21 protein-coding genes and 4 pseudogenes are annotated in these 25,335 nt (G+C 41.3%); 7 read left to right on the forward strand and 18 right to left on the reverse strand.

The window, feature by feature from the left end; all coding sequences use genetic code 11:
- Positions 1-119: 119 nt before the first annotated feature.
- The 6 genes and pseudogenes from leuS (at position 120) to FTT68_RS08635 (ending at position 9,504) form a co-directional block, all read left to right on the forward strand.
- The gene (gene leuS / locus FTT68_RS08610; RefSeq protein ID WP_180083978.1) at positions 120-2,741 is read left to right on the forward strand and encodes a leucine--tRNA ligase; all 2,622 of its coding nucleotides are present in this window, start codon (positions 120-122) and stop codon (positions 2,739-2,741) included.
- 378 nt (positions 2,742-3,119) lie between these two features.
- On the forward strand, positions 3,120-3,647 hold the full coding sequence (lptE, locus tag FTT68_RS08615; RefSeq protein WP_005182353.1) for an LPS assembly lipoprotein LptE: 528 nt from the start codon (positions 3,120-3,122) through the stop codon (positions 3,645-3,647).
- Positions 3,644-4,633 carry a DNA polymerase III subunit delta gene (gene holA / locus FTT68_RS08620; protein ID WP_180061717.1) on the forward strand — a complete coding sequence of 330 codons (990 nt, stop codon included), beginning with the start codon at positions 3,644-3,646 and terminating at the stop codon, positions 4,631-4,633. The genes lptE and holA overlap by 4 nt, the downstream gene beginning before the upstream one ends.
- Positions 4,634-4,751: 118 nt before the next feature.
- Complete coding sequence (locus FTT68_RS08625) at positions 4,752-6,095, forward strand: MacA family efflux pump subunit (RefSeq protein ID WP_005182348.1); 1,344 nt, start codon at positions 4,752-4,754, stop codon at positions 6,093-6,095.
- Between the two features lie 2 nt (positions 6,096-6,097).
- The gene (locus tag FTT68_RS08630) at positions 6,098-8,077 is read left to right on the forward strand and encodes a MacB family efflux pump subunit (protein WP_160241618.1); all 1,980 of its coding nucleotides are present in this window, start codon (positions 6,098-6,100) and stop codon (positions 8,075-8,077) included.
- A gap of 10 nt (positions 8,078-8,087) precedes the next feature.
- Positions 8,088-9,504: pseudogene (locus tag FTT68_RS08635) on the forward strand (efflux transporter outer membrane subunit).
- Between the two features lie 71 nt (positions 9,505-9,575).
- Here FTT68_RS08635 and FTT68_RS08640 read toward each other — a convergent pair.
- Genes FTT68_RS08640 through FTT68_RS08650 form a run of 3 tightly spaced genes read right to left on the reverse strand, consistent with a single transcriptional unit; the run spans position 9,576 to position 11,370 of the window.
- Complete coding sequence (locus tag FTT68_RS08640; protein ID WP_180061716.1) at positions 9,576-10,331, reverse strand: putative type VI secretion system effector; 756 nt, start codon at positions 10,329-10,331, stop codon at positions 9,576-9,578.
- A complete protein-coding gene (locus tag FTT68_RS08645) occupies positions 10,318-11,100 on the reverse strand; it encodes a putative type VI secretion system effector (RefSeq protein WP_180061715.1) in 783 nt (260 codons plus the stop codon). The genes FTT68_RS08640 and FTT68_RS08645 overlap by 14 nt, the downstream gene beginning before the upstream one ends.
- Complete coding sequence (locus FTT68_RS08650; protein ID WP_160241622.1) at positions 11,101-11,370, reverse strand: hypothetical protein; 270 nt, start codon at positions 11,368-11,370, stop codon at positions 11,101-11,103.
- Positions 11,371-11,493: 123 nt separating this feature from the next.
- On the opposite strand from FTT68_RS08650, the pseudogene FTT68_RS08655 reads away from it, so the two are divergent.
- Positions 11,494-11,721, forward strand: a pseudogene (locus tag FTT68_RS08655) (IS5/IS1182 family transposase); the annotation flags it as partial.
- 7 nt (positions 11,722-11,728) lie between these two features.
- Here the strand turns inward: FTT68_RS08655 and FTT68_RS14075 are convergent.
- The 15 genes and pseudogenes from FTT68_RS14075 to FTT68_RS08725 all read right to left on the reverse strand — a co-directional run bounded on the left by FTT68_RS14075 (position 11,729) and on the right by FTT68_RS08725 (position 25,020).
- Positions 11,729-11,854, reverse strand: a complete 126-nt coding sequence (locus FTT68_RS14075) for a hypothetical protein (RefSeq protein WP_257220604.1) — start codon at positions 11,852-11,854, stop codon at positions 11,729-11,731.
- Positions 11,855-11,880: 26 nt separating this feature from the next.
- Positions 11,881-12,342 carry a hypothetical protein gene (locus tag FTT68_RS08660; protein ID WP_127800632.1) on the reverse strand — a complete coding sequence of 154 codons (462 nt, stop codon included), beginning with the start codon at positions 12,340-12,342 and terminating at the stop codon, positions 11,881-11,883.
- A 144-nt stretch (positions 12,343-12,486) separates the two neighbouring features.
- Positions 12,487-12,948, reverse strand: coding sequence for a hypothetical protein (locus tag FTT68_RS08665; protein WP_168397152.1), 462 nt, complete (start codon positions 12,946-12,948; stop codon positions 12,487-12,489).
- Entirely contained in the window at positions 12,945-14,507 is a 1,563-nt protein-coding gene (locus FTT68_RS08670; RefSeq protein WP_180057790.1) for a hypothetical protein, read from the reverse strand. The genes FTT68_RS08665 and FTT68_RS08670 overlap by 4 nt, the downstream gene beginning before the upstream one ends.
- A gap of 1 nt (position 14,508) precedes the next feature.
- Positions 14,509-15,132: pseudogene (locus FTT68_RS08675) on the reverse strand (DUF2345 domain-containing protein); the annotation flags it as partial.
- Positions 15,131-15,580 (reverse strand): annotated as a pseudogene (locus FTT68_RS08680) (hypothetical protein); the annotation flags it as partial. The pseudogenes FTT68_RS08680 and FTT68_RS08675, both read right to left, overlap by 2 nt.
- Positions 15,581-15,598: 18 nt before the next feature.
- On the reverse strand, positions 15,599-16,063 hold the full coding sequence (locus FTT68_RS08685) for a hypothetical protein (protein ID WP_163146133.1): 465 nt from the start codon (positions 16,061-16,063) through the stop codon (positions 15,599-15,601).
- Between the two features lie 41 nt (positions 16,064-16,104).
- A complete protein-coding gene (locus tag FTT68_RS08690) occupies positions 16,105-16,542 on the reverse strand; it encodes a hypothetical protein (protein WP_227554623.1) in 438 nt (145 codons plus the stop codon).
- A 32-nt stretch (positions 16,543-16,574) separates the two neighbouring features.
- On the reverse strand, positions 16,575-16,925 hold the full coding sequence (locus tag FTT68_RS08695; RefSeq protein WP_373684737.1) for a hypothetical protein: 351 nt from the start codon (positions 16,923-16,925) through the stop codon (positions 16,575-16,577).
- A gap of 87 nt (positions 16,926-17,012) precedes the next feature.
- Positions 17,013-17,468, reverse strand: coding sequence for a hypothetical protein (locus FTT68_RS08700; RefSeq protein WP_180057787.1), 456 nt, complete (start codon positions 17,466-17,468; stop codon positions 17,013-17,015).
- 342 nt (positions 17,469-17,810) lie between these two features.
- A complete protein-coding gene (locus tag FTT68_RS08705) occupies positions 17,811-18,452 on the reverse strand; it encodes a hypothetical protein (protein ID WP_168397148.1) in 642 nt (213 codons plus the stop codon).
- A 7-nt stretch (positions 18,453-18,459) separates the two neighbouring features.
- Positions 18,460-20,391 carry a sodium/proton-translocating pyrophosphatase gene (locus FTT68_RS08710; protein WP_168397149.1) on the reverse strand — a complete coding sequence of 644 codons (1,932 nt, stop codon included), beginning with the start codon at positions 20,389-20,391 and terminating at the stop codon, positions 18,460-18,462.
- A gap of 4 nt (positions 20,392-20,395) precedes the next feature.
- On the reverse strand, positions 20,396-23,194 hold the full coding sequence (locus tag FTT68_RS08715) for a type VI secretion system Vgr family protein (protein ID WP_180061714.1): 2,799 nt from the start codon (positions 23,192-23,194) through the stop codon (positions 20,396-20,398).
- A 139-nt stretch (positions 23,195-23,333) separates the two neighbouring features.
- A complete protein-coding gene (locus FTT68_RS08720) occupies positions 23,334-24,137 on the reverse strand; it encodes an enoyl-ACP reductase (RefSeq protein WP_005182307.1) in 804 nt (267 codons plus the stop codon).
- A 148-nt stretch (positions 24,138-24,285) separates the two neighbouring features.
- Positions 24,286-25,020 carry a Bax inhibitor-1/YccA family protein gene (locus FTT68_RS08725; protein ID WP_016659546.1) on the reverse strand — a complete coding sequence of 245 codons (735 nt, stop codon included), beginning with the start codon at positions 25,018-25,020 and terminating at the stop codon, positions 24,286-24,288.
- Positions 25,021-25,335: the final 315 nt, after the last annotated feature.

The raw sequence follows: 25,335 nt of genomic DNA on the forward strand, positions 1-25,335 counted from the left end.
TTGCTCTGGCCCGATCAGTTAAATTTTTCCAGCAGAAACCGCCGCGCAAAATTCACTTTTCGCTGCATTTTGCGCTATGCTGTGCAACAAACTTTTAACCGTAATTCATTAATCCGTTTATGACTACTCATATTGACCCTGAATATCAAGCCAGTGCGATTGAACCTCAAGTCCAAAGCGACTGGGAAACTCGTAAAGCCTTTAAAGTTGCCGACACTGTAGAAGGTCCACGTCGTTATATCCTCTCGATGTTCCCTTACCCAAGTGGCAAACTGCATATGGGTCATGTGCGTAACTATACGATTGGTGACGTGATCAGCCGTTTCCACCGCTTAAAAGGCGAAACTGTACTGCAACCGATGGGTTGGGATGCCTTCGGTCTACCTGCTGAAAACGCAGCGATTGCACACCAGGTTGCACCAGCAAAATGGACTTTTGAAAACATTGATTACATGCGTAATCAGTTGAAAAAACTTGGTCTATCGATTGACTGGGATCGTGAATTTGCCACCTGTACACCAGAATACTATCGCTGGGAACAATGGTTATTTGTTCAGCTTTATAAAAAAGGTCTGATCTACCGTAAACTTTCAACGGTGAACTGGGATCCAGTGGATCAAACCGTACTTGCCAACGAACAGGTTGAAAATGGTCGTGGCTGGCGTTCAGGTGCATTGGTTGAAAAACGTGATATTCCAATGTACTACTTCCGCATTACTGACTATGCGCAAGAATTACTGGACGACCTAGACACGCTGAAAGACGGTTGGCCACAACAAGTATTAACCATGCAACGTAACTGGATTGGTCGCTCACAGGGTATGGAAATTACTTTCCCTTCAGCGAATCCAGACGTGTATGCAGATGGCTTAACAGTCTTCACAACACGTGCCGACACCTTAATGGGTGTGACTTATGTTGCAGTTGCAGCAGAACACCCGATGGCATTAAAAGCTGCGGAAAACAACCCTGAACTTGCTGCATTTATCGAAGAATGCCGTATGGGTTCAGTTGCAGAAGCTGATCTTGCGACTGCTGAGAAGAAAGGCATGGCAACAGGTCTTTCTGTAAAACACCCTGTGACAGGTGAAGAAGTTCCAGTCTGGATCGCAAACTACGTATTGATGTCTTACGGTTCAGGTGCGGTGATGGCAGTGCCTTCACACGATGAACGTGACTTCGAATTTGCCAACAAATACGGCTTAACGATTAAGCAAGTGATTGATGCCAAAGGCGCTGATGATGCAGACTTTGATGCAACTCAGTGGCAAGAATGGTACGGCTCTAAAGAAGGTAAACTGGTTAATTCAGGTGAATTTGACGGTTTAGACTTCCAAGGTGCTTTCGATGCATTCTTGGCAAAACTTGAACCACAAGGCCTTGCCAATGTCAAAGTTCAATTCCGTTTACGTGACTGGGGTGTTTCTCGTCAGCGTTATTGGGGTTGTCCAATTCCAATGATCAACTGTGACACGTGTGGTCAAGTGCCAGTACCTGAAGAACAACTGCCTGTTGTGCTTCCAACGGACGTTGTGCCTGATGGTTCAGGTAACCCATTGAACAAAATGCCTGAATTCTATGAAACCACTTGCCCATGCTGTGGTGGCGACGCACGTCGTGAAACCGATACATTGGATACCTTCGTAGAGTCTTCTTGGTACTACGCACGTTATGCATCTCCAGACTTTACAGATGGCATGGTGAAACCTGAAGCGGGTCAAACCTGGTTGCCTGTGAACCAATACATCGGTGGTGTTGAACACGCAATTCTGCACTTGTTATATGCACGCTTCTTCCACAAATTGATGCGTGATGAAGGCGTGGTACAAGGTAACGAACCATTCACTAACTTGTTAACTCAAGGTATGGTGCTTGCGGATACCTATTACCGTGAAGCGGAATCAGGTAAGAAAACGTGGTTTAACCCTGCCGACATCGAACTTGAAAAAGACGAAAAAGGTCGTATCACGTCTGCGAAATACAAAGGTGATGGTCAAGACGTCATTGTTGGCGGCCAAGAAAAAATGTCGAAATCGAAAAATAACGGTATCGACCCACAAGCGATTATTGACCAATACGGCGCAGATACGGCTCGTGTGTTCATGATGTTTGCAGCCCCTCCTGATCAATCTTTAGAATGGTCTGATGCTGGTGTTGAAGGTGCAAACCGCTTCCTGAAACGTGTATGGCGTTTGGCAACTGGTTTCCTTGAACAAGGCAACAATGCATCAAACATCGACAAAGCTGCGCTTTCTACAGCAGCGCAAGACTTACGTCGTAAAACCCATGAAACCATCCAAAAAGTGGGTGATGACATCGAACGTCGTCATGCATTTAACACTGCCATTGCAGCGATGATGGAGCTTCTAAATGCAAACAACAAGTTTGAAGCGAAAGATGACAATGACGTGGCTGTGGCTCGTGAATCCATCACCACACTTCTGACTTTGCTGGCACCATTTGCACCACACTTAAGCCAGACTTTATTGGCTCAGTTTGGCATTGAGTTAACCTCTGCTCAATTCCCGACTGTGGATGAATCTGCATTAACACGTAATACCCAAACCATCGTGGTTCAGGTGAATGGTAAGCTTCGTGGCAAACTTGAAGTGTCTGTCGATGCATCGAAAGATGACATTTTGGCACAAGCGAAAGCATTGCCTGAAGTGCAACAATTCTTGACTGGCCCAACCAAGAAAGAAATTGTGGTGCCGAATAAGTTAGTGAATTTGGTGGTTTAATTCCTTAGGTTCCCTCTCCTCTCAGGAGAGGGTTAGGGAGAGGTGAAATATTAAAAGCCCCCTCATCCTAACCTTCTCCCAAAGGGAGAAGGGAATATAAAGGAACAATCCCTCCCTTGCGAAGCAATGCTTCTCACCCTTTAAAAAAGGGAGGAGAACCCATTTTTTATAATATGGACCGTGGAAGTCCCCCTTTGTAAAAGGTGAGCCATATATGGCGCAAGAGGGGGACCTTTAAGGACGAATCCCTCCAAACCTCCCTTTACCAAAGGGAGGCTTAAAAAACACAAAGCCCGTTGCCAGTCAACGGGCTTTGCACATACAATCAAAACCTCATTTTATTTTTCGCTTGATTCAGGCCAACACAGAGGACAACACATGCATTTGGGCAAACGTGTCGCAGCTATTGTACTTACATGCGGTTTAGCTACTAGCCTGGTCGGTTGTGGTTTTCATCTGAAAGGCACCAACCCAACCGTCGCCCCGGTGGCCTATTCGAAAATGCGTCTGGCGCTGCCTGCCCAAGCGGAAGAATTACAGGAAAAACTGTCGATTTATTTGGGTGCCGCCGGTGTCCAGCTCAGCAATAGCAATGATGCCTATCTGCTGCGGGTACTCGACTATAGCCCGCGCCGTCTGGAATTAAATGGCAAGCTGGTCGAAACCATGCTGCGTTTAAATGTGACTTTCCGTATTGAAGATGCGCAAGGCAATCCGGTGACTGAACCGCGTACCGTAGTCGCCACCCGAAGCTATCAATATGATGTCGCAACAGTGAACACCGATGATCAGGAACAGAAATTCCTGCGTGATGTGATCATTGATGACGTGGCTCAGCAAATCGTACGTCAGATTTCATCAAACCGCTTACCTGCCGCATCGACCAGCCAAACTGCTGCACCATGAAACTGGATTACTTACAGGCCCTGAAACGGATTGATGATGCCCGGGGAGCCTGGGTGCTGCATGGTCAGGAACCACTACTAGAACAAAACCTGATCGATGCTTTTCGCCAAAGCTGGCAGAAGCAGGACATTGAACGTCAGCGCTATGACATTAGCAGCGTCAGTGACTGGAAAAATGTCTTTAATGCCTTAAACAGCCTGTCTTTATTTTCCACCCAACTGGCAGTTGAAGTGCATGGCAACATCAAGCCCGATGCCAGCAGCTTAAAACTGCTGAAAAGCTATTTACAACAAGACAGCAATAACCTGCTGCTGGTGGTCATGCCCAAGCAGGATGCCAGCAGCCTCAAGTCAAGCTTTTTCCAGACGGTGGAGGCCAATGGCGTTTGCGTCGCCTTAACGGCAAATTACCCACGTGACCGACAGCAGATTTTAGCAGTTGAAGCGCAGAAACTCGGGATTCAACTGGCCAATGATGCCTGGCAATGGCTGGAACAGCATCATGAACACAACTTGCTGGCGGCCAAAAACAGCCTGATGCGGGTGCGCGATACGTTTCCGGACCTTGAACATATTCAGATTGAGCATTTATATGCCTGCCTGCAAGACCAGTCACGCTATACCACTTATGATTTAAGCGATGCCCTTTTAGCCGGAAATCTGGCTCAATCTATCAAGATTTTTCAGTATCTGACCGCCTCTGGCGAGCCGATGAGCCTGATCTTATGGAGTATCAGCAAGGAAATGCGGCTTCTGATGCAACTGTTTGAGCAACCACAGAATGCTTTGCAACTGGGCATCTGGAAAAACAAGGTCAGTACTTACCAGCAGGCGGTACGCCGTTTATCGCCACAGACGTTTTTAAGCTGGCCGGCGCTGTTATTAAATATTGATGCGGCCATTAAAGGCGTCAGTCAGGACAACCCGGAACAGCTGGTGCAGCAAGCCATTGCCAGTCTCTGTGGTCGGCCTTTATTTGCCGTTTAACAGGATATCCGGACCTGCATAGAATAATTATCATTTGCAATGTCTTCAAAATATTCACGATTTATCCTTAATTCGCTTTTATAATTCCGTTTAATTCTTTTTACCTGTTTCGATGATCATGCCTAAAATAAAACCAACCAAACTCGCGCTTGCTGCGCTGGCCATTGTGGCACTTATTGCTGCAGCCTGGTTCTTTTTAAAACCTAAACAGGAACAGCCACAGTACATTACCGCTGCCGTCAGCCGTGGCGATATTGAAAATTCAGTACTGGCCACCGGTGTCCTTGAAGCCACCAAAATGGTCAGTGTCGGCGCCCAGGTGTCGGGACAGGTCAGAAAAATGTATGTTGAACTCGGCGATCAGGTCAAACAGGGCCAGCTGATTGCCCAGATTGATTCGGTACGTCAGGAAAACGAATTAAAAACCGCAGAAGCCAGCATTAAAAACCAGCAGGCCCAACTGGCGGTGCGTCAGGCCAATCTTGCCAAAGTCGAAGCTGAATATCGCCGACAACAGGCCATGTATGACCAGGATGCGACCTCACGTGCAGAACTGGAAGCCGCACTGGCCAGCTACAAAACCGCACAGGCCGATATTGCTGCCATTAATGCCCAGATTGAACAATCCCGCTTAACTTTAGCCACCACACGTGAAGATTTAGGCTATACCCGTATTGTTGCACCCATGGATGGTACGGTCGTGGCGATTGTTACGGAAGAAGGTCAGACTGTAAACGCCAACCAGAGTGCGCCGACCATTGTCAAACTAGCCAAGCTCGACACCATGACCGTAAAATCGGAGATTTCTGAAGCCGACGTTATGAAAGTGGAAGAAGGCCAGCGTGTGTACTTCACCACCTTGGGCAACAGTGAGAAAAAACACTACGCCACCTTGCGTCAGGTTGAACCGGCACCGAATTCAATCAATACCGAGACCAATAACAGTTCATCCACTTCAAGCTCTGCGGTGTATTACAACGCCCTGTTTGATGTTCCGAATGAAGATGGCAAATTGCGTATTGACATGACCGCACAGGTGTCGATTGTGCTGGATGAAGCGAAAAATGTCCTGATGATTCCAGCGGCAGCCATTCAGGCCTCTAACCGTCCACAGCGTAGCCGTGCCCCGGGTGCAGATCAGGCGCCGGCTGAACGCGGTGCATCTGAAGCTCGTGGTCAACGCCCGGCCGGTGACCGTCCTGCGCGCTTAACCCTGACCGAACAGGAACGTGCCCTGATTGATCAAGGCAAAGCTGCACTGGCAATGGTACGTGTCTTACAGGCCGATGGCAGCGCCAAACCGCAACAGGTCCTGACCGGCTTAAATAACCGCGTTAGCGTTGAAATCATCAAAGGTTTGAAAGAGGGTGATCAGGTCATCATTGCCGATGGTTCAGATACCTCAAACGATGGCGCCAAACGTAGCAACCGTGGTGGTCCTTCCGGCCCAATGAGAATGTAAGCATGAGTCAACAACAGCAACCTCTACTCGAGGTCAAGAATCTGACTCGTGAATTCCCGGCAGGTGAATCAACGGTGCAGATTCTCAAGGGTGTCGATCTGGCAATTTACCCCGGTGAACTGGTCGCAATTGTCGGTCAGTCCGGTTCGGGTAAATCGACCCTGATGAATATTTTAGGCTGTCTGGATAAACCGACCTCGGGCAGCTACCGCGTCAATGGCCGTGAAACCCGTGAACTGGAACCCGATGAACTGGCGCAGTTACGCCGTGAATATTTTGGTTTTATTTTCCAGCGCTACCATCTGCTGGGTGATTTAACCGCAGCGGGAAACGTTGAAGTCCCGGCGATTTATGCCGGTGCCGATGCCGATGAACGTCATCAGCGTGCAGAAAAACTGCTGACCGATTTGGGTCTGGGCGAGAAAACCCAGAACCGTCCAAGCCAGCTTTCTGGTGGTCAGCAACAGCGTGTTTCGATTGCCCGTGCACTAATGAATGGCGGCGATGTGATTCTGGCCGATGAACCAACCGGTGCACTGGACAAAAACAGCGGCATTGAGGTGATGCGGATTCTGCGCGAGCTGAATGCCCAGGGTCATACTATTATTCTGGTCACCCATGACCACAATGTCGCCAAAAGTGCCAGCCGGATTATTGAAATCAGTGACGGGAATATTATTTCCGATCAGCCGAATACGCCAGAAACTGACGATGCCCCCCTAGAAAAACAGCAACTGCAGCGCAATACGCAAAAGAAAATTTCGTCCTGGCGCTCCGCGGTGGACCGTCTGGGAGAAGCCTTCCGTATGGCCTTACTGGCCATGAATGCACACCGGATGCGAACCTTTCTGACCATGCTCGGGATTATTATTGGGATTGCCTCGGTGGTTTCAGTGGTGGCACTCGGCAATGGTTCACAAAAACAGATTCTGGAAAACATCAGCAGTCTGGGTACCAATACCATCACCGTGTATCAGGGCCGGGGCTTCGGGGACAATTCACGTTCCTCTCAGGTCAGAACCCTGATTCCCGCAGATGCCGATGCGCTGGCGGAACAGCCCTATGTCGATGGGGTCAGCCCGTCGGTGAATACCAGCGTGACCGGACGCTTTAAGGAAATTGAAGCCTCGACCACCGTGAATGGTGTGAGTGAAGACTTCTTCTATGTACGCGGTCTGGATTTTAACAGCGGTCAACCTTTTGACCGGAGCAGTGTCCGCACTCAAGCCCAAGACGTGGTGATTGATACCAACACCCAAAAGACTTTCTTTAGTGACGGCTCTAACCCGGTAGGTCAGGTGATTTTACTGGGCAGCGTACCCAGTCGGATCATTGGGGTGGTCGATGCCCAGCAAGGCATGGGCGGTAATGCGGATAGCCTGAATGTCTATCTGCCCTACTCCACCGTTTTAAGCCGGATGCTGGGGCAATCGCATGTGCGCAGCATCATTGTCCGGATTAAAGATGAATATCCAAGTGCCACCGCAGAAAATGCAATTTTAAGCCTGCTGGTCCAACGCCACGGTGCGCAGGATGTCTTTACCCAGAATGCCGACAGTATTCGGGAAACCATCCAGCAGACCACTGCGACGATGACCCTGCTGATTTCAGCCATTGCCGTGATTTCTCTGGTGGTGGGTGGTATCGGGGTGATGAACATCATGCTGGTATCGGTTACAGAGCGGACGCAGGAAATCGGCGTTCGTATGGCGGTGGGTGCCCGACAAAGTGACATCTTGCAGCAGTTCCTGATTGAAGCCGTACTGGTCTGTATTTTAGGTGGTATTCTCGGGGTGCTCTTATCTTTAGGGATTGGACAACTGATTACCCAGTTCGCCGGCGGGACTTTCCAAATGGCTTACTCGACCACCTCCATTGTGGCAGCCTTTATCTGTTCCAGCCTGATCGGGATTGTGTTTGGCTTTATTCCTGCCCGTAACGCTGCCCGTTTAAATCCCGTCGATGCCCTGTCTCGAGAATAAGGATACTTTCATGCAATTGAATTTCAGTAAACTTGCAACCGCCCTGCTATTGAGCAGCAGCCTGGTCGGCTGTGCGGCGGTGGTGAAAACCCCATATCAGGCACCCGCTGTGACTATTCCAGGCAGTTTCCAGAACAGTAAAGCGGTTAGCCAGCAGGTGCATGCTCAGGTTCAGGCCGATCAGTGGTGGACGCTGTTTAAGGATGCCCAGCTGAATGCCCTGGTTGAACAAACCTTGACGCGCAATAGCGATCTGGCAGTTGCGGGGATTAACCTGCAACAGGCTCGTCTACAGGCGGGACAGTCTCAAAGCCAGCAAGGGATCCGGATTGGAGATGCCAGCATTTCAACCGGGCACCGTTTTAGTCTGGATGGCGATGGTAATGCCTCGACCGGAATTTCTCTGGGCTATCCACGCTTGAGTTATGAACTGGATTTATTTGGCAAACTGGCCAACCAGACCGAAGCTGCGCGTTGGGAAGCCTTAGCCACCGAGCAGGATTTACAGGCCACAGCACAGAGTTTGATTGGTACAGCAGCAGCTGTATTGGCAGCTGGGCTATTTAAATGAACGTTATCAGGTGGTCCAGCAAAACCTGGCGACCGCACAAAAAACCTATGAACTGGTACAAGTACAGTATCGGGCTGGCGCGGTATCGGGTCTGGATGTAACCCAGGCAGAACAGTCGGTACAAAACCAGAAATCGACCTTAAGCCAGATTGAGCAGCAGCGTGTAGAAACCCGGACGGCCTTGGCAGTTTTATTAAACATGCCGGTGCAGCAACTGAATGTTCAGGAACCGCCGCGTTTACCACGCACGGCGCTGCCGGAGATTAGTGCCGGTTTGCCGGCAGAATTATTGGCGCGTCGTCCGGACTTACAGGCTGCCGAGTTACGCCTGCGTAAAGCCCTGGCCAATAAAGATGCCAATCGGGCCAGCTATTATCCATCGATCAGCTTGACTGGCGCACTATCAACAGGTGTGGGTGCCTCTACCTCACTAAGCAGTGCATTGCAAAATCCGGCCTTGACCTTGGGTGCTGGATTAAGTCTGCCATTTTTACAATGGAATGACATGAAACGTGATTTACAGGTCAACGAACTGGAATATGAAAAAGCGATTTTGCAGTATCGCCAGACTCTATATGCCGCCTTTGCAGATGTGGAAAATGCATTATCGGCACGTAATGAGCTGGATAAGCAGCTTGCCTTGCAGGCACGTAATGTTGAACTGGCGGAAAAGTCTGAACGGTTGACTGAAGTCCGTTATCGTAACGGCGCAGTGGCGTTAAAAAATCTGTTAGATGCACAGGAAACCACGCGTAATGCCCGTTTGTCTTTGGTACAAACCCGTCAGAGCCAATACAATGCTTATGTAACTTTATTGCAGGCGCTGGGTGGAAGCCCGATTCAGCAATTGCCTTAAATTTATGGAATAAAAAAAGCCCGTAAGGGCTTTTTTTATATAATTAAAGATCAATAAAAAATTTATTTTAATTACTTATCAAAATAATCTTCAGGATAGGGATCAGCACCTATTAGATTTTTTCTATATAACATAACACTTGGGTATATCCCTTCACTGTCCCAAAGCCCTGAATTATAAAAATCCTGTTCTTTTACATCTGAAAAATTCAATTTTTCAAATACGTTTTCTGAAAGTTCAGCTAAATATCGAAGATTGTTTTTACCCAATAAAAAGTATCCCATAAATAAAAATGAAAAAAGAATACTTGATGGATAGAAAAGCATTACATTAAATTTAATTTTTTCAACTGAAATATCTTCAATTGCAAAATATTGGGCAACAATTAATATACTGGAAAAGAAACAAAATAATATCGATAACAAAATTGCATTTTTTACTAAAGATAAATAAGTCTTCTTTTTAGATCTTCCCATCTCATATGGCATATGTAACAAACCTTTTTTAGGATCTAGAACTGCATATACAAAATGATATCCGTCCTCTTGTTCTTCATTAATAACCATAATTAGAGGAGTATTATTTTCAAACTTAACACCTGTGAATTGTCCAATGACTCGGATACCGTTAATCTCACCTCTAAAAGTCTTTCCATCTCTACCTTTTGCAGCTAATGCCATAATGGGCACGTTACTCATTAAGGAAGTACTTCCGACTAATGTACCAATTAACGCAGTATTAGCTGCTTGTTGATTTAAATTACCAATAGACAAAATTTTAGAATCTTCTACTTTAAGATTTTGAATCTTGCCTTCAATTTTTATCATTTTTCTTCTCAAAATAATCCGCTGGATAGGGATCTTTTCCAATCAAACTTTTTCTATAATCCAAAACACTCACATGCAAACCATTTTCATCGATCAGATATGAATTAAAAAGATTTTGATTTTTGGGTTGTTCAAACCCTAATATTTCAAAAATTTTCTCGCTGTAACGCCCTAGAAAACGTACATTATCCTTACCAAATAAAAAGCTAAATAGTAGACCAAAGGAAAATATAAATGACACTAAATAAGAGATTATTAATTGATTTTTAAAGTCAATAATATCTTTACCATTATCAGGATTTAAATACCCTACCAGAGCAATAATAGTTAAAAAAATACATGAAAATATACTTAGTATTATTGCCCATTTAAGTAAATGTAAACAATGCTTTTTAAATGAACGCCCAGAATCATACAACATATGAAGTATTCCCTTATTTGGTATTAATACTGCATAAGCTAAATGAAAGCCTTTATCTTGCTCTTCACTTAGGATGGTAACAACTTGGTCCCCTTCATTAAATTTTACTGTAGTATATTGCCCAATGACATCAATCCCGTCTATTTTACAAGTAAAGGTTTTTGCTCTCCTACCTTTTGAAGCAAGAATTAATATTGGGGCCGCACTTAAAAGTGAAGTACTTTCTGTCAACACTCCTAGCAAAGCTGTAGTTGCGACTTGCTTACCAATATTTTTAAAAGGCTGTATAATAGATTCTTCACATTTAAGACCTTCTATTCTACCCACAATTTTTTTTGCATTAATCATTTATATACTCTGTAAGGCCTCACTAAATGCCTTATCCTCCTCCAATATATTCTTAAATTTACTTTTATTTAGACCAAAAGCTGATTTACTACACCAACTTTCAAGTTTGCTATCAAAATAGTAGTTTTTAGCTAGCTCGTACAAAAAGGTTAATCCTAGTCCAACCCAAGTTAACCTAGCTGCCCATTTTACAACACTAATTAATAAAAACTTACTAGCAGCATGCGCAATAATATTTTTTTCAACATTTTTTAAAATATATGATTCCACAACTGAAATTTGTGCTAGCCCCCCGAAACCTATTGCTATCAAAGCTAATGAATTGATAAGTTTTACAACTAGAATTGCTTATAAGTAACCATTTTTTTCTTTTGATATAGCAATTGAGTCGCTAATGAATTACTTCGAACAGTTAAACGTTTAGGCAGGACACTATGGAAAAAATGGTCAGGCTATCATCGCCGCAGTTTGGTAGAAACCAAGATGCATTGCATCAAATTATTAGGCGATAAATTAATGGCAAGAAGCTTTCCTAGTCAGGTGAATGAGATTCATGCACGTGTAGCAGTCCTCAACAGATTTACGGAATTAGGTCGACCACTTACCCAAGTTACGCCTTAAATTTGGCTCAATTAGGGGCGCTTTGCATTTCAAATCTTTGTGCAACAAAACCTACATCTTCAATAAGCATTCCATCGCCAATCGTTCCTGCTCCCACAACAACCGTGATGGTTAGGAAAACAGAAACTAACATATGTAACCAAATTATTTTTAGAAGTATTAAAAACCTAAATAAACAATAAATTTTGCTATATATTTCGATGTAAACATTGATGTTATAAATACAAGAGAGACAAGAGACAAAACTTCATTTCTGATAATCTGTTTTCCAAACTTTTCACATAAATAAATGACATTATCCTGATAAAGGTTTGGATACAAGCTTGGACTCTTTTCTCCACGTTTGGCGAAATATGACATCTTCTGTTTAAAACATCTATGCTGTACAAAATATGAGAACCACATCAAGGAAAATATAAAATTTAGTTGCATTACCTTTTCAAAAGAAACTCCCACCTCATCTAAATACTCTTCGATACCATAGATTCTTTCAGAAAGCTCTTTACTATTTTTCTTTATAAATATGTAGTTATATGTATATAAAACTAACATCAGCAAAAGACCTAACCCCATTGAGCAAAAAAAGATCCAATAATCATAAATTAATGTTTGATCTTTCATTCACATATCCCTGTAAAGGTTTTAACCTTGTCTTCAGCAAATTCACTGCCATATTTACCACCGAAAAGATACCTACTCCCACTTCAACAGCAGAAATCTTGAAATAAAGAGGTGCTGATATGTATAAACAACTTATTTAAGATATTAAAAACCTAAATAGACAATAAATTTTGCTATATATTTCGACGTAAACATTGAAATCCCAAAAAATAGAGAGACAAAAGCTAAGACCTCATTTGTGATTATCTGTTTTCCAAACTTTTCACATAAATAAATGACATTATCCTGATAAAGGTTTGGATACAAGCTTGGACTCTTTTCTCCACGTTTGGCGAAATATGACATCTTCTGTTTAAAATATCTATGCTGTACAAAATATGAGAACCACATCAAGGAAAATATAAAATTTAGTTGCATTACCTTTTCAAAAGAAACTCCCACCTCATCTAAGTATTCTTCGATACCATAGATTCTTTCAGAAAGCTCTTTACTATTTTTCTTTATAAATAAATAGTTATATATATATATAATTAAGACCAAAGAAAGAACCAAAATTATTGAGCCATAAGCAATCCAAGCTTCATAAATAAGTTGCTGATCATTCATTTACATATACCAGTAATATTTTTAGATAAATCTTCCATATATTCACTCCCATATTTACCCCCAACAATAATACCCGTTCCCACTACAACGGCAGTTACTGTCAAAGAAACAGGTAAAGATATAGTATACCCAACTGCTCCAGCCACAGCACCAATAATATAAATTATCCCCCGTGCTGCCACTTTTCCTCCCAAGCCACCAATAGCCCCTCCTGCGGCTCCCCCAGCAATCTTACTACCTTCAATCATAGCCACTTTCTTCGTAAGCTCCATATCTCCCGTGTTGTAGGCATCCATTGTATTTTTAAAGAAAATCGCAGCACCTAGACCAATCACCAATTGCTTACCCATTCTTAAACCGATACTGATTTTCCCTAAATCGACGATCATCTTATCGTAATGCTTCAAACCACCTCGTACAGCATCTGAACGTATAAGAGAGTCCGTTTTCATATACTTTCTCATTAAAGGAATTTGAGTCTGAGGCTCAACAATATGCATATCTTTGAGTGCTGTACCCAACTGGCTATAAAGTGAGGCATATTTTTTCTTAAAATCTGAAAAATGCTTTGGGTTCGAATATTTAGATTTCATTAGCTGTTCACTTTGATAAACAGCCATAATCGCATCATTGCTTTTTATCACTTTTTCTAGTGATGTTTCTTTCATGACTAGAAGCTCATTCTTTTTAAGCTTTCTATCTCGCTCGCTTTTTTGTTCAGCGCTATCTACAATTTGCCCCGTTCTTTCTTCAACTTGATCTAGTAGATCATCATCACCTTGACAGTATTCCTTCCTAAACTCATCAACTGTGACGACTTTCTTTTGGTCACTTACATTGGCTAATGCCATTTCAGTAGCATGTGACCAATAGTCGTACAAAAGTTCATAATTTGCAGCAAAAAATGCCGCATCAAAATTTGAGGACTTTCTCAATAGCTTCAATTTTTCTTCGACGCTGCTCGCTAACCGCTTATATTCACTCAGCTTAAGATCATTACCATATTTATTTGATAAAATGACCACCTGACACGGCTTAAGCACAGTCATTGGTCCATTGGTTGATAACCCTGGCAAATGGGCATTATTATTTTTAAAAATAGAAAATTCTTTTGCCGTAGGAGGGTATGCATAGATACGTTTTAACAATGCATCGACAGTCTCATCTTCTCGAATCAACAACCAACCAACTTCCATACCTTCTTTTATATAAACTTTTTGGATTTTATTTTCTTCTATCGGGGAACTTTGCGCTTGATGGTATTTAAACTTGATCTCTGTAAACTTTCCGCTTTCAGATTGTGCTAAATGTGGAAGGATTGCGCCTTGATACCATTTATCGTCTAAGAAAATATCAACTTGAACTACTGCAGTATCATAATTCACCTCAATTTTATGGGTTTTCATAAACTTATTAAAAGGTGTCAGTTTAGATACATAGGTAGATTTAGCTTCAGATGTTTTTGCTGTAATCACATATTTCAAACGTGGCAAAGCAATATGTTTTGGCACATTCTTTAATACAGCTTGTGCAAGCTTAGGTTGAGGATACTTTGCCATCTTAGTTATCCAATTTCTTTATTTTGTCATTGATTGCATGTAGATAGTAATTCTCTTGCTTATCAGTGACAAATGCCTGAGTCAAGCCATTCACATCTGTTTTTCCATAGCTTACATGCCCTTGATCATTCATTAACATGTAAGAAGTGAAAGGCAACAACGCTTGTGTTTCAGTATCTCGCAATTCAAATTGTATTTTGTGTAATCCCAATTTAGGCATTAAAGGAATGGTTGCATGAACATTTTCACCACTCTTAAACAAATGCTGCCCCGCCTTTACCTCGAATTTTCCGCCTGTGGTCGGAAAAATCCCCGAGCCATTAATCTTGATTTGTGAACCACCGGCGGTCAGATTAATTTCGGTTGGACTGGTAATATAAACCGCATCTTCCGTCGAAATAATTTGCACCCCTTTTCTGGCAATAAGATCTGCACCATCACCCTGTGCCTGAATCTCGACTTTGCCTTTACCCGCATATAAACGTGCACCGTCTTGTGCTGCAAACAGGCTTAGTTTCTGGCTGGCATGTGCAATCAAAGACTGCTGCGTACTCAGGTTAATACTCTCTCCGGCACTGTGACTGATCTGACCATCAGCAGAGAGATGTACATCTTGCTGGCTACTTGATGGGTTGATCCTGATCATTGTATTCTTGTTGGGTCTCTCGCCCTTCAAAATCAATTTGACGGGTAATACGTTTTTGACTATCACGGCTGTACCACGATTCACGTCCATCTGCTAAACGAGTACGGTAGGTAAATCCATTCAGATCAAAATAGTAATAGGTCGGGACATCGTAAGCGTCATAAACAGCGACTTGGCGTAAGCGAGGATGCCATTTGAGTTTGGTATGGTAACTACCATCATCAGCCCATTCTTCAATTGCTTTAGCTTTGGCTTCAGTTGATTCATAGCGAATATTTTGCCCACGCCCTGTACGATCGGTATAACGTGTAAGTTGATGGAAATGGTTGTATTCATAGTTTCGGACATGACCATTTTCATCAGTAGCTTTTATCAAGTTGCCTTGTGTATCATATTGATAACGAACTAAAGGCTCAGCCTGTTCATCAACAAATATTTTTACAAGTTATCTTTTATAAAAAAGGTCAATCAAGATAAATACTGCAAAAGTAAGAATTATTAAAAAATTTATAATCCAATTGATAAACATCCATCGATTGTGATTTTTTCTAAATTTATCAATATTTTCGATATAAGCATTAGGAGTCAATTTCATTGGAGTTTTTTTATCTCTAATACTTGGAAATGGTTTTTTTTTATTATATTTAAAAATATTATTTAATATTAACTGAACATCATAAGTTGTCAAAAAAAAGAAGGTGGTTACATCTAAACTATTTAATATCCCTTTAGAAACATTCGTTGTTCCATAATATAAATTTAAAAAATCATCCCTATGTTTTTTTATATAAATTTTATTATAAACAATAATAAAAACAACTAAAAATGCACTAAAAAAGATTGCTATAATCATAGTTGCAACCATAGGGTCCTCTAATAAATTAGACACCATTTCCTGATAAACAGACATATCAGAACTCTCTTTACACCTAAATTTTTAAGTTAAGAATTTTAAATAAAAAGTATTATATAAATTAGAAAAATAATAGCCAATATATATGTTATATAAAAAGATATCAGATTAAAAATCAGCCACCCCTTCCTATTCTTTTTAAATAATTCAATATTCTCTTTAAAAGCATTCGGCGTCATATAAAATGGTTTAGCATGAGAGTCATTAATAGAAGGGAAACGTATTTTTCTCGATGAAATCACTTCAAAAGAATAACGCATCAAAAACCAATATGCGACAACAACCAAATCCCCACCTACTCGATTAAAGATGACTCCATTATTCCTCCCAAAAAACAAATCAATAAAATCATCTTTATAAATCGAAATATAAATTTTATTATATATATATGTAAAAAACATTAACAACAAATTAAAAAGAATAATTAACATAACAAAATTCATTAAAATAGTATTATTTTCAATCATTTCTTTCATCACGAATAAAACCTCATTCATAACTATACCTTTTAATCACACACACCCGTATATTTCCTAGCAACTTGTGTCCCACCATAACTACCAGCAAATCCACCACCAACTCCTAGCGCAACCGCACCAATACCTGCACCAACAATACCACCAATCGCAATTGATGCTCCACCTGTCACAGGTGATAATATTAAGCCAATCTTCGCTCCCGCCATAGCACCTAATTCTGCTTTACTCAATGAGTTCACAATTTTAAGATTATCACCTAATAAAGCTTTCATTTTTGCTCCAAATGGATACTTATCTGAAGGTTGCTCATATATTCTATTAGAACAACCTAATTGAATTAATAAGGAAGAAATTAATATAATTTTCCAAAAATCATTCACACAAATCCTCGCCCCATTTATTATAACTATAAGAGGCTTTGTTGCATAAATATGTAAGCATCTGATTTAAATAAATTTAATTTTGGATCAAAAAATAATCAAAACTTTTAAAATCATATAGTTATGAAATCTTTGTGCAACAAAGCCACTATAAGATATAGCATCAGAATTATAATCAGTTATATTTAGTTTACCTCCTTGATAATCATAAACACCAATTGCAGTAGGGCTAACAATATTAATACTATTATTAGCTCCTAAACAATATGTATCTACCCCTTGTCCATGCCCCTTTAATATCCAACCATCTTTTTCTAATTGATTAATTACTTTTTTCAATTTATTAGGATCTTTTTCAAATCTAAAAGAAGAAATTTGGACTTCTGCTTTACGTATTGAGTTCACAATTTCAAGGTTATCCCCTAATAAAGCTTTCATTTTCACTTCAAATGGATATTTATCATAAGGTTGAGAATAAATTTCACCACATCCAGTAAATATAAAAAGTATAAAAACAACCAAACTCAAATTATTTAACTTCATACTTATTTGCCCCTAACTAATCTCTTAACTTTATCTTTACACTTAAATAATTTTTTTCTACTAAATATTTATTATCAGTAATTCATTTCCACAGTACAATGTTCCTTGTTCTTGATAATACATACCAATATTCCTTTCTTTTTCAATTGAAGGGCTTTGTTGCATAAATATGTAAGCATCTGATTTAAATAAATTTAATTTTGGATCAAAAAATAATCAAAACCTTTAAAATCATATAGTTATGAAATCTTTGTGCAACAAAGCCACTTTATTGCAGGCGTTGGGTGGAAGTCCGATACAATCATTAATTTGAAAAAAGCCCGTAAGGGCTTTTTTTATATTTCACTCATTTTTAAATTTATATTCAAGACCACTAAAAAAATAAATTCTTTTCAATGTATACTCCCAAACAACTAGAATTAATAAAATTACTGCATACATATATAAATTTGATTTTATCCCATTCATCATTTCACCAGCATCAAATCTATATAAAGGATTCAATATAATAAAATAAGGACCAATCACAAATACATATGAAACGAATATAATTTTAAAAAATCTTCCATCACCCCAAACTTTTCCATTTGCCAACTCAAAGTCACATGAAAACTGATCAAGATTATCATCAATGATACTATTATTTTTATACTTATGTTGCATATCTTTAATTTTACCAATAGATAAATACAAATCAATCACCATAAAAACAAGCAAGCAAACAAAAATTTCAAACCATCCATTTTTTACAGTTAAATAAATAGCCCCAAAAGAATAAAATAAAATAATTGAAAAAATTAATAAAACATATTTAAAATAGTATTTTTTATAATTAATACGACCTAATACTAAGAAAATACAACCCAAAAAAATACTAGCTAACAAGTATTTTAAATATCCAAATTGCACATAAGACCAAAAAACCAAAAGTGAAAAAAAAGAAATTATAAAAATTGACTTATTAATTAATTCAAATTTCTTCATAAAAACCTCAATTTAATAACCAATTTGGTATCGTATAATTAATACCAACTATCTTACTTATAGATTCAATTAGTTTCTTAATATTGCCAGCAAAACCATCTTGAACTTTGTTTAAAAGGTATTTTATTCCACCAGTGAAATTTAAATAATAACTATCGAGAGCGTCAATAAGAAATCCTATTACAAAACCAACTATTAATCCAACGGCTAACACAGCTACGAATGGAGCTGTGACACCCACGAAAGCTGTAAGAATAAAAGAAGTAACCAATGTTGTAAGTATGGTACCTATAACTGTTTTAACCGCTACTCCAACAAGAGTAGAAATTAGATTTGTCCAATCTTTATTTGCTTTATCAGTTGATAAATGCTCAATAACTTCTGAAGTTGCTACAATAAAAAAACCTATTAATGCACCTGTTTTTATTGATTTCCACGTAATAGGCTCCTTTACAGGAATATTGTTCATAACCATCTTTTTCTTGAGGTGCCGAATTGCATTCATATTCATTTGATAACGTAAGTGAGAAAGCCCCAAAAAAAACAACATCAATGTTTTATTTTGAGTTTTGACAGCGATTAGAATATCTTTAGCAGCAACACCTATATTTTTAAAAAAGGGTATTAAATATTTATTTATATAATTATCTCTAAGTGCATTCTTTGCAATGTCTGTGGTTCCTGTTACTGTTGCTGAAAATACAGGTACAATCCCATTATCCCATACAAAATTTGTAAAAATTGCATTTACAATTATTGCAAACTCTTTATCGCTACAAGTTTTTAGATCTTCTAGATCATACTTTTCTCTAAACTTCTGATCATTACAATTAGTTGAAATAGTATATGTTAAAAATTCAGCTTTTTGTTGTGGTGCATCCTTAACACCTTTTTGTGCATCTTCCATCAATTTTTTTGCACCACTAGAGGGTGGCTTTGGTAATTCAAATTTACTCTGTCCAAAAGATATTGTTTCATTCTCATTTGGAAATTTAGCTACATTTATTGTTGCTATAGCCTTCTTAGTTTTATAATTTTTAATAATTAAAATACCTTTAAATTTCTTCGGTATTCTAATCGTTATTTCTTTACCATCTTGCCAAGTTACTGCATTTTGAGAATTTAAATTTGGAGCAATAAGCTCTCCCAAGTCTTTTCGTTCGAGTTGATAAGTGGTACCCGCGACTCTACTAATACTAATTACCACTTTCCTATATTCATTCAATCTTTGTGCTACTGTCTTACTTTCTTTAACAGCTTCTTCTGTTTTATCTTCCCAAAAGACTTTTTCTAATGATATTTCTCTGTAATGGAACTTAGATCCTATAGGAATGACTCGTGGTGCAAAAGTAGTTGATATCTCATTTGATTCTTTACCATCTTTTTTCACAACTTTAAGATGAATTCGTGCTAATGGACTTACATCTGTAAATAGCTTTATAAATTTTGCTTTAACTTGTTTTGGATAACCACCATCTAAAAGGCTTGAAGGCTCAGTTGTATATGTTTTTGTTAATCCATTTTTAAGACTATTAGAGAGCGTTATGATCCCTTTTTCACCTGTTGGCTTAAATTCAAAATGGTATTTAATATTCTTATCTAAATTTATAGCTTTAGGTGCTGTAAATTTAACTTGAATATATCCTTTTTCAACGTTTACGGTTTTTATACTCGTTTTTTCTCGCGTATTCTCAGTGCAATTTTTAACCACATAAGTTGGTATATCATAGGTATTTGTTTTTAGATTAAATAACTCTACCCTAATATCTTCTGATTTTTCAGTTGATATGACTATTGTTTCCCCTGTAGAAGAGGTTAATAAATTTTCCTTCAATATCTTACCACTTGAGGCAACAATCCTATATTTGGCTCCATCGAAATTTTCCCAATGTCCTGCTTGATGTCGATATCTAATAATAAATTTTGCTGTGAAAGACATATCTTTACTCTTCATTAAATTTTATATTTGAATCAAAGGTAGTATCAAAATGTATAAATATTTTTTCTTGGATATCCGTTTGAAACAGACTAGTTTCACCCTTGGCATTCGTCTTACCAGTTTCAATATTTCCACTTTCAAAAAATGCCATATATTTAATATTAGGCATTGGTTTCCCTATATCATTTCTTGCAATAAATTTTTTGGTGAATTTTTTAGTAATTAACTCAGGGAAACTAGGTAAATCAACTACTAGCTTCTCTCCACTAACAAAACTATGCTGCCCCGCCTTCACCTCAAACTTGCCACCCGTGGTTGGAAAAATCCCCGAGCCATTAATCTTGATTTGTGAACCACCGGCGGTCAGGTTAATTTCGGTTGGACTGGTAATATAGACCGTGTCTTCCGTCGAAATAATTTGCACCCCTTTTCTGGCAATAAGATCTGCACCATCACCTTGAGCCTGAATCTCGACTTTGCCTTTACCGGCATATAAACGTGCACCGTCTTGTGCTGCAAACAGGCTCAGTTTCTGGCTGGCATGTGCAATCAAAGACTGCTGCGTACTCAGGTTAATACTCTCTCCGGCACTGTGACTGATCTGACCATCAGCAGAGAGATGCACATCTTGCTGGCTACTTAAAGCAATAGAGTTTGGTGCGCTAAGAATCATTAAGGCCTGTTTAAAAGCAGCGGCTTTATTTTCATCCTGCTGTTCGATCTGCTCTAAGAAGCTCTTTAAGTTATCGAGAACCTCTAAAGGATCGGTCTGCTGATTCTTGGCCACTTCACTTAAAGCTTGGGCATTGTTCAGTGAGCCTTCAATCTGACTCTTGGCTTCGCTGGCATCAAGATGGTTACCTTCTGCCTGTGCCTGTGGATGAGTGGAAATCAGTAGCCCTTCTCCGGCACGAACTGCACCCCACTGATCGGTTCTCAGCTCAAAACCTTCACCCCGGCCGTCACTTTCGGCGCTGGCTTTGGGATGGCTCAAGTTCCCCAGGTTCAGTTGGGTCGCACCATGGCTGCTTTGCAGCTGGGCTGAAATCTGCTTCGGAGTATCATCAAAACGCAGCTGGTTAAAGCCACTGCCTTCAATTTCCTGTGAGCGGATACCACTGAGTTTTTTGGTGTCGGGTAGCTGGCCTAGGGTATCAAAGCGGGTTGGCGAGCGTTCTGCTTCATGTAAACGCCCCACCACAAATGGCCGGTCGATGTTACCGTCAAAGAAGTCGATCACCACAATTTCATTAATCCGTGGCAGGAAACGTGCCCCGTAGCCTTCTCCGGCCCAAGGTGTCAGTACATCGACCCAGGCGGAATCGGTGTCATTGTCATTGCTACCGGCCCCACCATCATGCTGATGGTCATCACTGCGGGTAAACAGGAAGCGGACTTTAATCCGTCCCCATTCATCGACATGGATGCTTTCGCCAGCAGGACCGACTACCCGAGCACGCTGCGGATGGGCTGCTGGTCGGTGCTGTAGTGGATGGTATTCCGGGACGGTGCGGATGTAGCGACGTTGCAGGGTTAAGGTATTGCCTTGACGTTCATCCGGGTGTTGTTCGTGTTGAAAGCTAAAATGGCTATGCCAGTGGCTTTGACTGAGTAACTGGTTAATCTGCTGATTGAGGTCTTTGGGTAAGTTGTTCTGGTTATAGAACTGTTTGCCGGTAATTAGAAATTCTTTGTCGGCTGCGCTGTGCTGGTCAATTTCCGGGTGTTCATTCAGTTCAAACCAGTAGCCAACCTGGGCATCACGGACGGTGGAATGGGCGCTGAAGTATTTGGATTGCAGGTCGTGGTAGTGACTGAGGTTCTGGTTCAGTTTGTCCAGCTGGTTATTAGAGGATGCGGTGGCCTGGTCTTCGCCATTTAAATCCTGCATCCAGGCCGGGCTGATCTGCCAGGCTTGTTCCAGGCTGAGGCTGGCATTGTCCTGATTATGGCTGTGCTGGTGTTTGCTTTGCACTGAACCGGCGCCTTCTTCCTGGCTGAGGCTGTCTGACTGCCAGCGTTGTAGATGTACGGCAGTCGGTTGCAGGCTGCGCTGGGCAATCAACTGGGTGATGCTGTCTAATTGTTCGGTGGCACTGGAGCGATGAAAGCGGATACTGCGACGATTTAAGGCGCTGTACTGGCTGTTATCATCAATCAGGCGCAGTTTCTGGGCCTGAAGCGGGCTGCTGGAATGTAAGACCTGTAACTGGGCTTCATCAATCAGCCAGTTAATGCCTTCACTGCGCCAGAGCCGGGTCAAAAAGTCATAGTCGGTTTCATTGGACTGCATGATAAAGGGACGCACATCCAGTTCCTGGGTCAGTCCGGTTAAGTCCAGGGTCAGGCTGGCGGCAAAGAGCGGGCTTTTGTTTTGCCATTCTTTAAATAAGATCTCACTGACCTCGCGCACGCTTTTATTCATAAACACGCGGCTATTACGGCGTTTATGCCAGAGTGCAGTCGGATCTTCTAGCGTGAGTTTATAGAGGGTGAGTGAGCCATCACTTTGGCCTTGCGCTGCGGCGGTGATGATGCCGCTGCTGCGAAACAGCTGGCCCTGATCAGTGACCTGATCGATGGCAACTTGCGCGCCGATAAACTGTTTTAACGGAATCTGGGCATTGGTCGAAAGACAGATCAGTTCGGCATGTAAACCGTCATTGAGCTGGTGTTCACCGTCGATGCGCTGTAAAAAAACATCGGTATTTAAGGCAGGCTGAGAAAATTGAATATGGAGGGCACGTTTTTGTGGGCTGAGGCCTAATTTTTCTAGTGCTGCAAATATATTGCTTGGCATCATTGTTCTGTAATAAATAGCTAAAAAAAAGTGTGGCTATTTTATACAAAATAACCACATAAAACATCGCTTCAACCCGGCCGCTTGTTTATCAATATGTAACTATCCGATAAAAAGCCAGCACAGGTTGAAACATTCCGACTTATTCTGCGTCCATCATGGCGGCGCTCATACCCACAGTATTAAAGCCAGCATCTACATACAGAATTTCACCGGTAATCCCGTTGGCCCACGGTGAGCACAGGAATAATGCAGCATTGCCCACTTCTTCAATGGTGACATTACGTTTTAATGGGGCAATTTTTTCGTTGGCATCTAACATTTTACGGAATGACTTAATTCCTGATGCAGCCAATGTACGGATTGGACCGGCAGAAATGGCATTAACACGAATGCCTTCAGCACCCAGGCTAGAGGCTAAATAACGCACCCCTGCTTCAAGCGAAGCTTTGGCCATGCCCATCACGTTGTAGTTTGGCATTACACGCTCAGAACCCTGATAAGTCAGGGTTAATAAACAGCCTTGACGCGCCTGTAATAATGGTTTTGCGGCACGCGCCATCGCAACAAAGCTGTAGGCACTGATGTCATGCGCAATTTTAAAACCTTCACGGTCGGTCACGTCGGTAAAGTCACCATCTAAGGTATGGGCTGGTGCGAAACCAATTGAATGCACCACGCCATCCAAACCATCCCAATGTTGAGCAAGATCGACAAAGACCTGTTCAATTTCAGCATCTACCGCAACATCACAAGGAAGAACAATTTTAGAACCAAACTGTTCTGCAAATTCATCCACACGTTTTTTCAATTTTTCATTCGGATAGGTAAAAGCCAGCTCTGCACCTTCACGATGTAAAGCCTGAGCAACACCAAATGCAATGGATAATTTACTCGCAATACCCGCGATTAAAAAGCGTTTACCCGCTAATAGTCCTTGTGCCATGTGAATCTCACTCATATTGATTTTGCAGTATCATGCCAATTCTGAGCCAATTCGGAAATTGCATAATGCGCCTTTTTTTCAATTCCTCCGAAGAAAATAAAAATCGCGCAAAGGTTGCGCGATGTTAATGTCGATAAATGCAGGGAAGTTAATCATTGCTTTGCAATAAGCCCAGCAAACGCAGGAAGGAATAATACATCCAGACCAAGGTGGCCAATAAGGCAATGGCGCTCAGCCATTCCATGCTTTTCGGTGCACCTTGTGCTGCACCGGTTTCAATCAGGTCAAAGTCTAGAATCAGGTTTAAAGAGGCAATCACGGCCACAAATGCTGCAAAGCCAATTCCAAGCCAGTTGCTTTCAAACAGATAAGGAATACTCGACCCCAAAGCCAGACTCAGAAAGATTTGCACCACAAACACCATCGCAATCGCAATTGAGGCCGACATCACCACCGCCTTAAATTTTTCAGTGGCGCGAATTACCCGAGTACGATACAGCACAAACATCACCAATGTGGTCACAAAGGTAGCCAGCAAGGCCTGTAATGGCACACCCGGAAACTGCAACTGGAAGATCACTGAAATCCCGCCCAGAAAGGCCCCTTCAAACAGCGCATAGGGAATGGCCAGCGTGCGCGCTGTATTTGGCTTAAAGGTGGCCACCAAAGCCAGAATCAGTCCGCCAATGGCACCGACAATTGCGCCGGCATAGGCAATAGAAAGATTGGCGGTCAGGAAACTGTAGAAAAACAGGCCGATGCCCACCACGGCGGCAATTAAAGTCAGCAGGACAGATTTTTGGATTGCTCCCTGCACGCTCATCGGCTGGGCATAATCACTCGACACCTCAACGCGTGTCAGGATCGGGTTATTACTTTGCATGATTTAAGGTACTCCGATCATTGCAGCAAATGGGTTTTGAAATACTCATTGCTCCTATCATAAGCGCGCAGCTGCATCCTGTCTAAATAATCACCAAAAAGATTACATCTTTATAACGGGTAATATCTCTGGATCACATCCGAATAACAGCAAATGAAAAACGATAGAGATAAAAAAAGAGGCCCAAAGCCCACTGCTGTCCCATAGTTTGCTTTAAATAAAAAAACCTGAGTCCTAACAGTTAAAATATGAGTGCAAACAAACACTTTAACGACCAGGATTCAGGTTTTGTCACATCAGAATACCGTATTTCAT

Origin of the sequence: Acinetobacter sp. Q85-2 (assembly GCF_013420555.1) — a bacterium.
Lineage (GTDB): Bacteria > Pseudomonadota > Gammaproteobacteria > Pseudomonadales > Moraxellaceae > Acinetobacter > Acinetobacter indicus.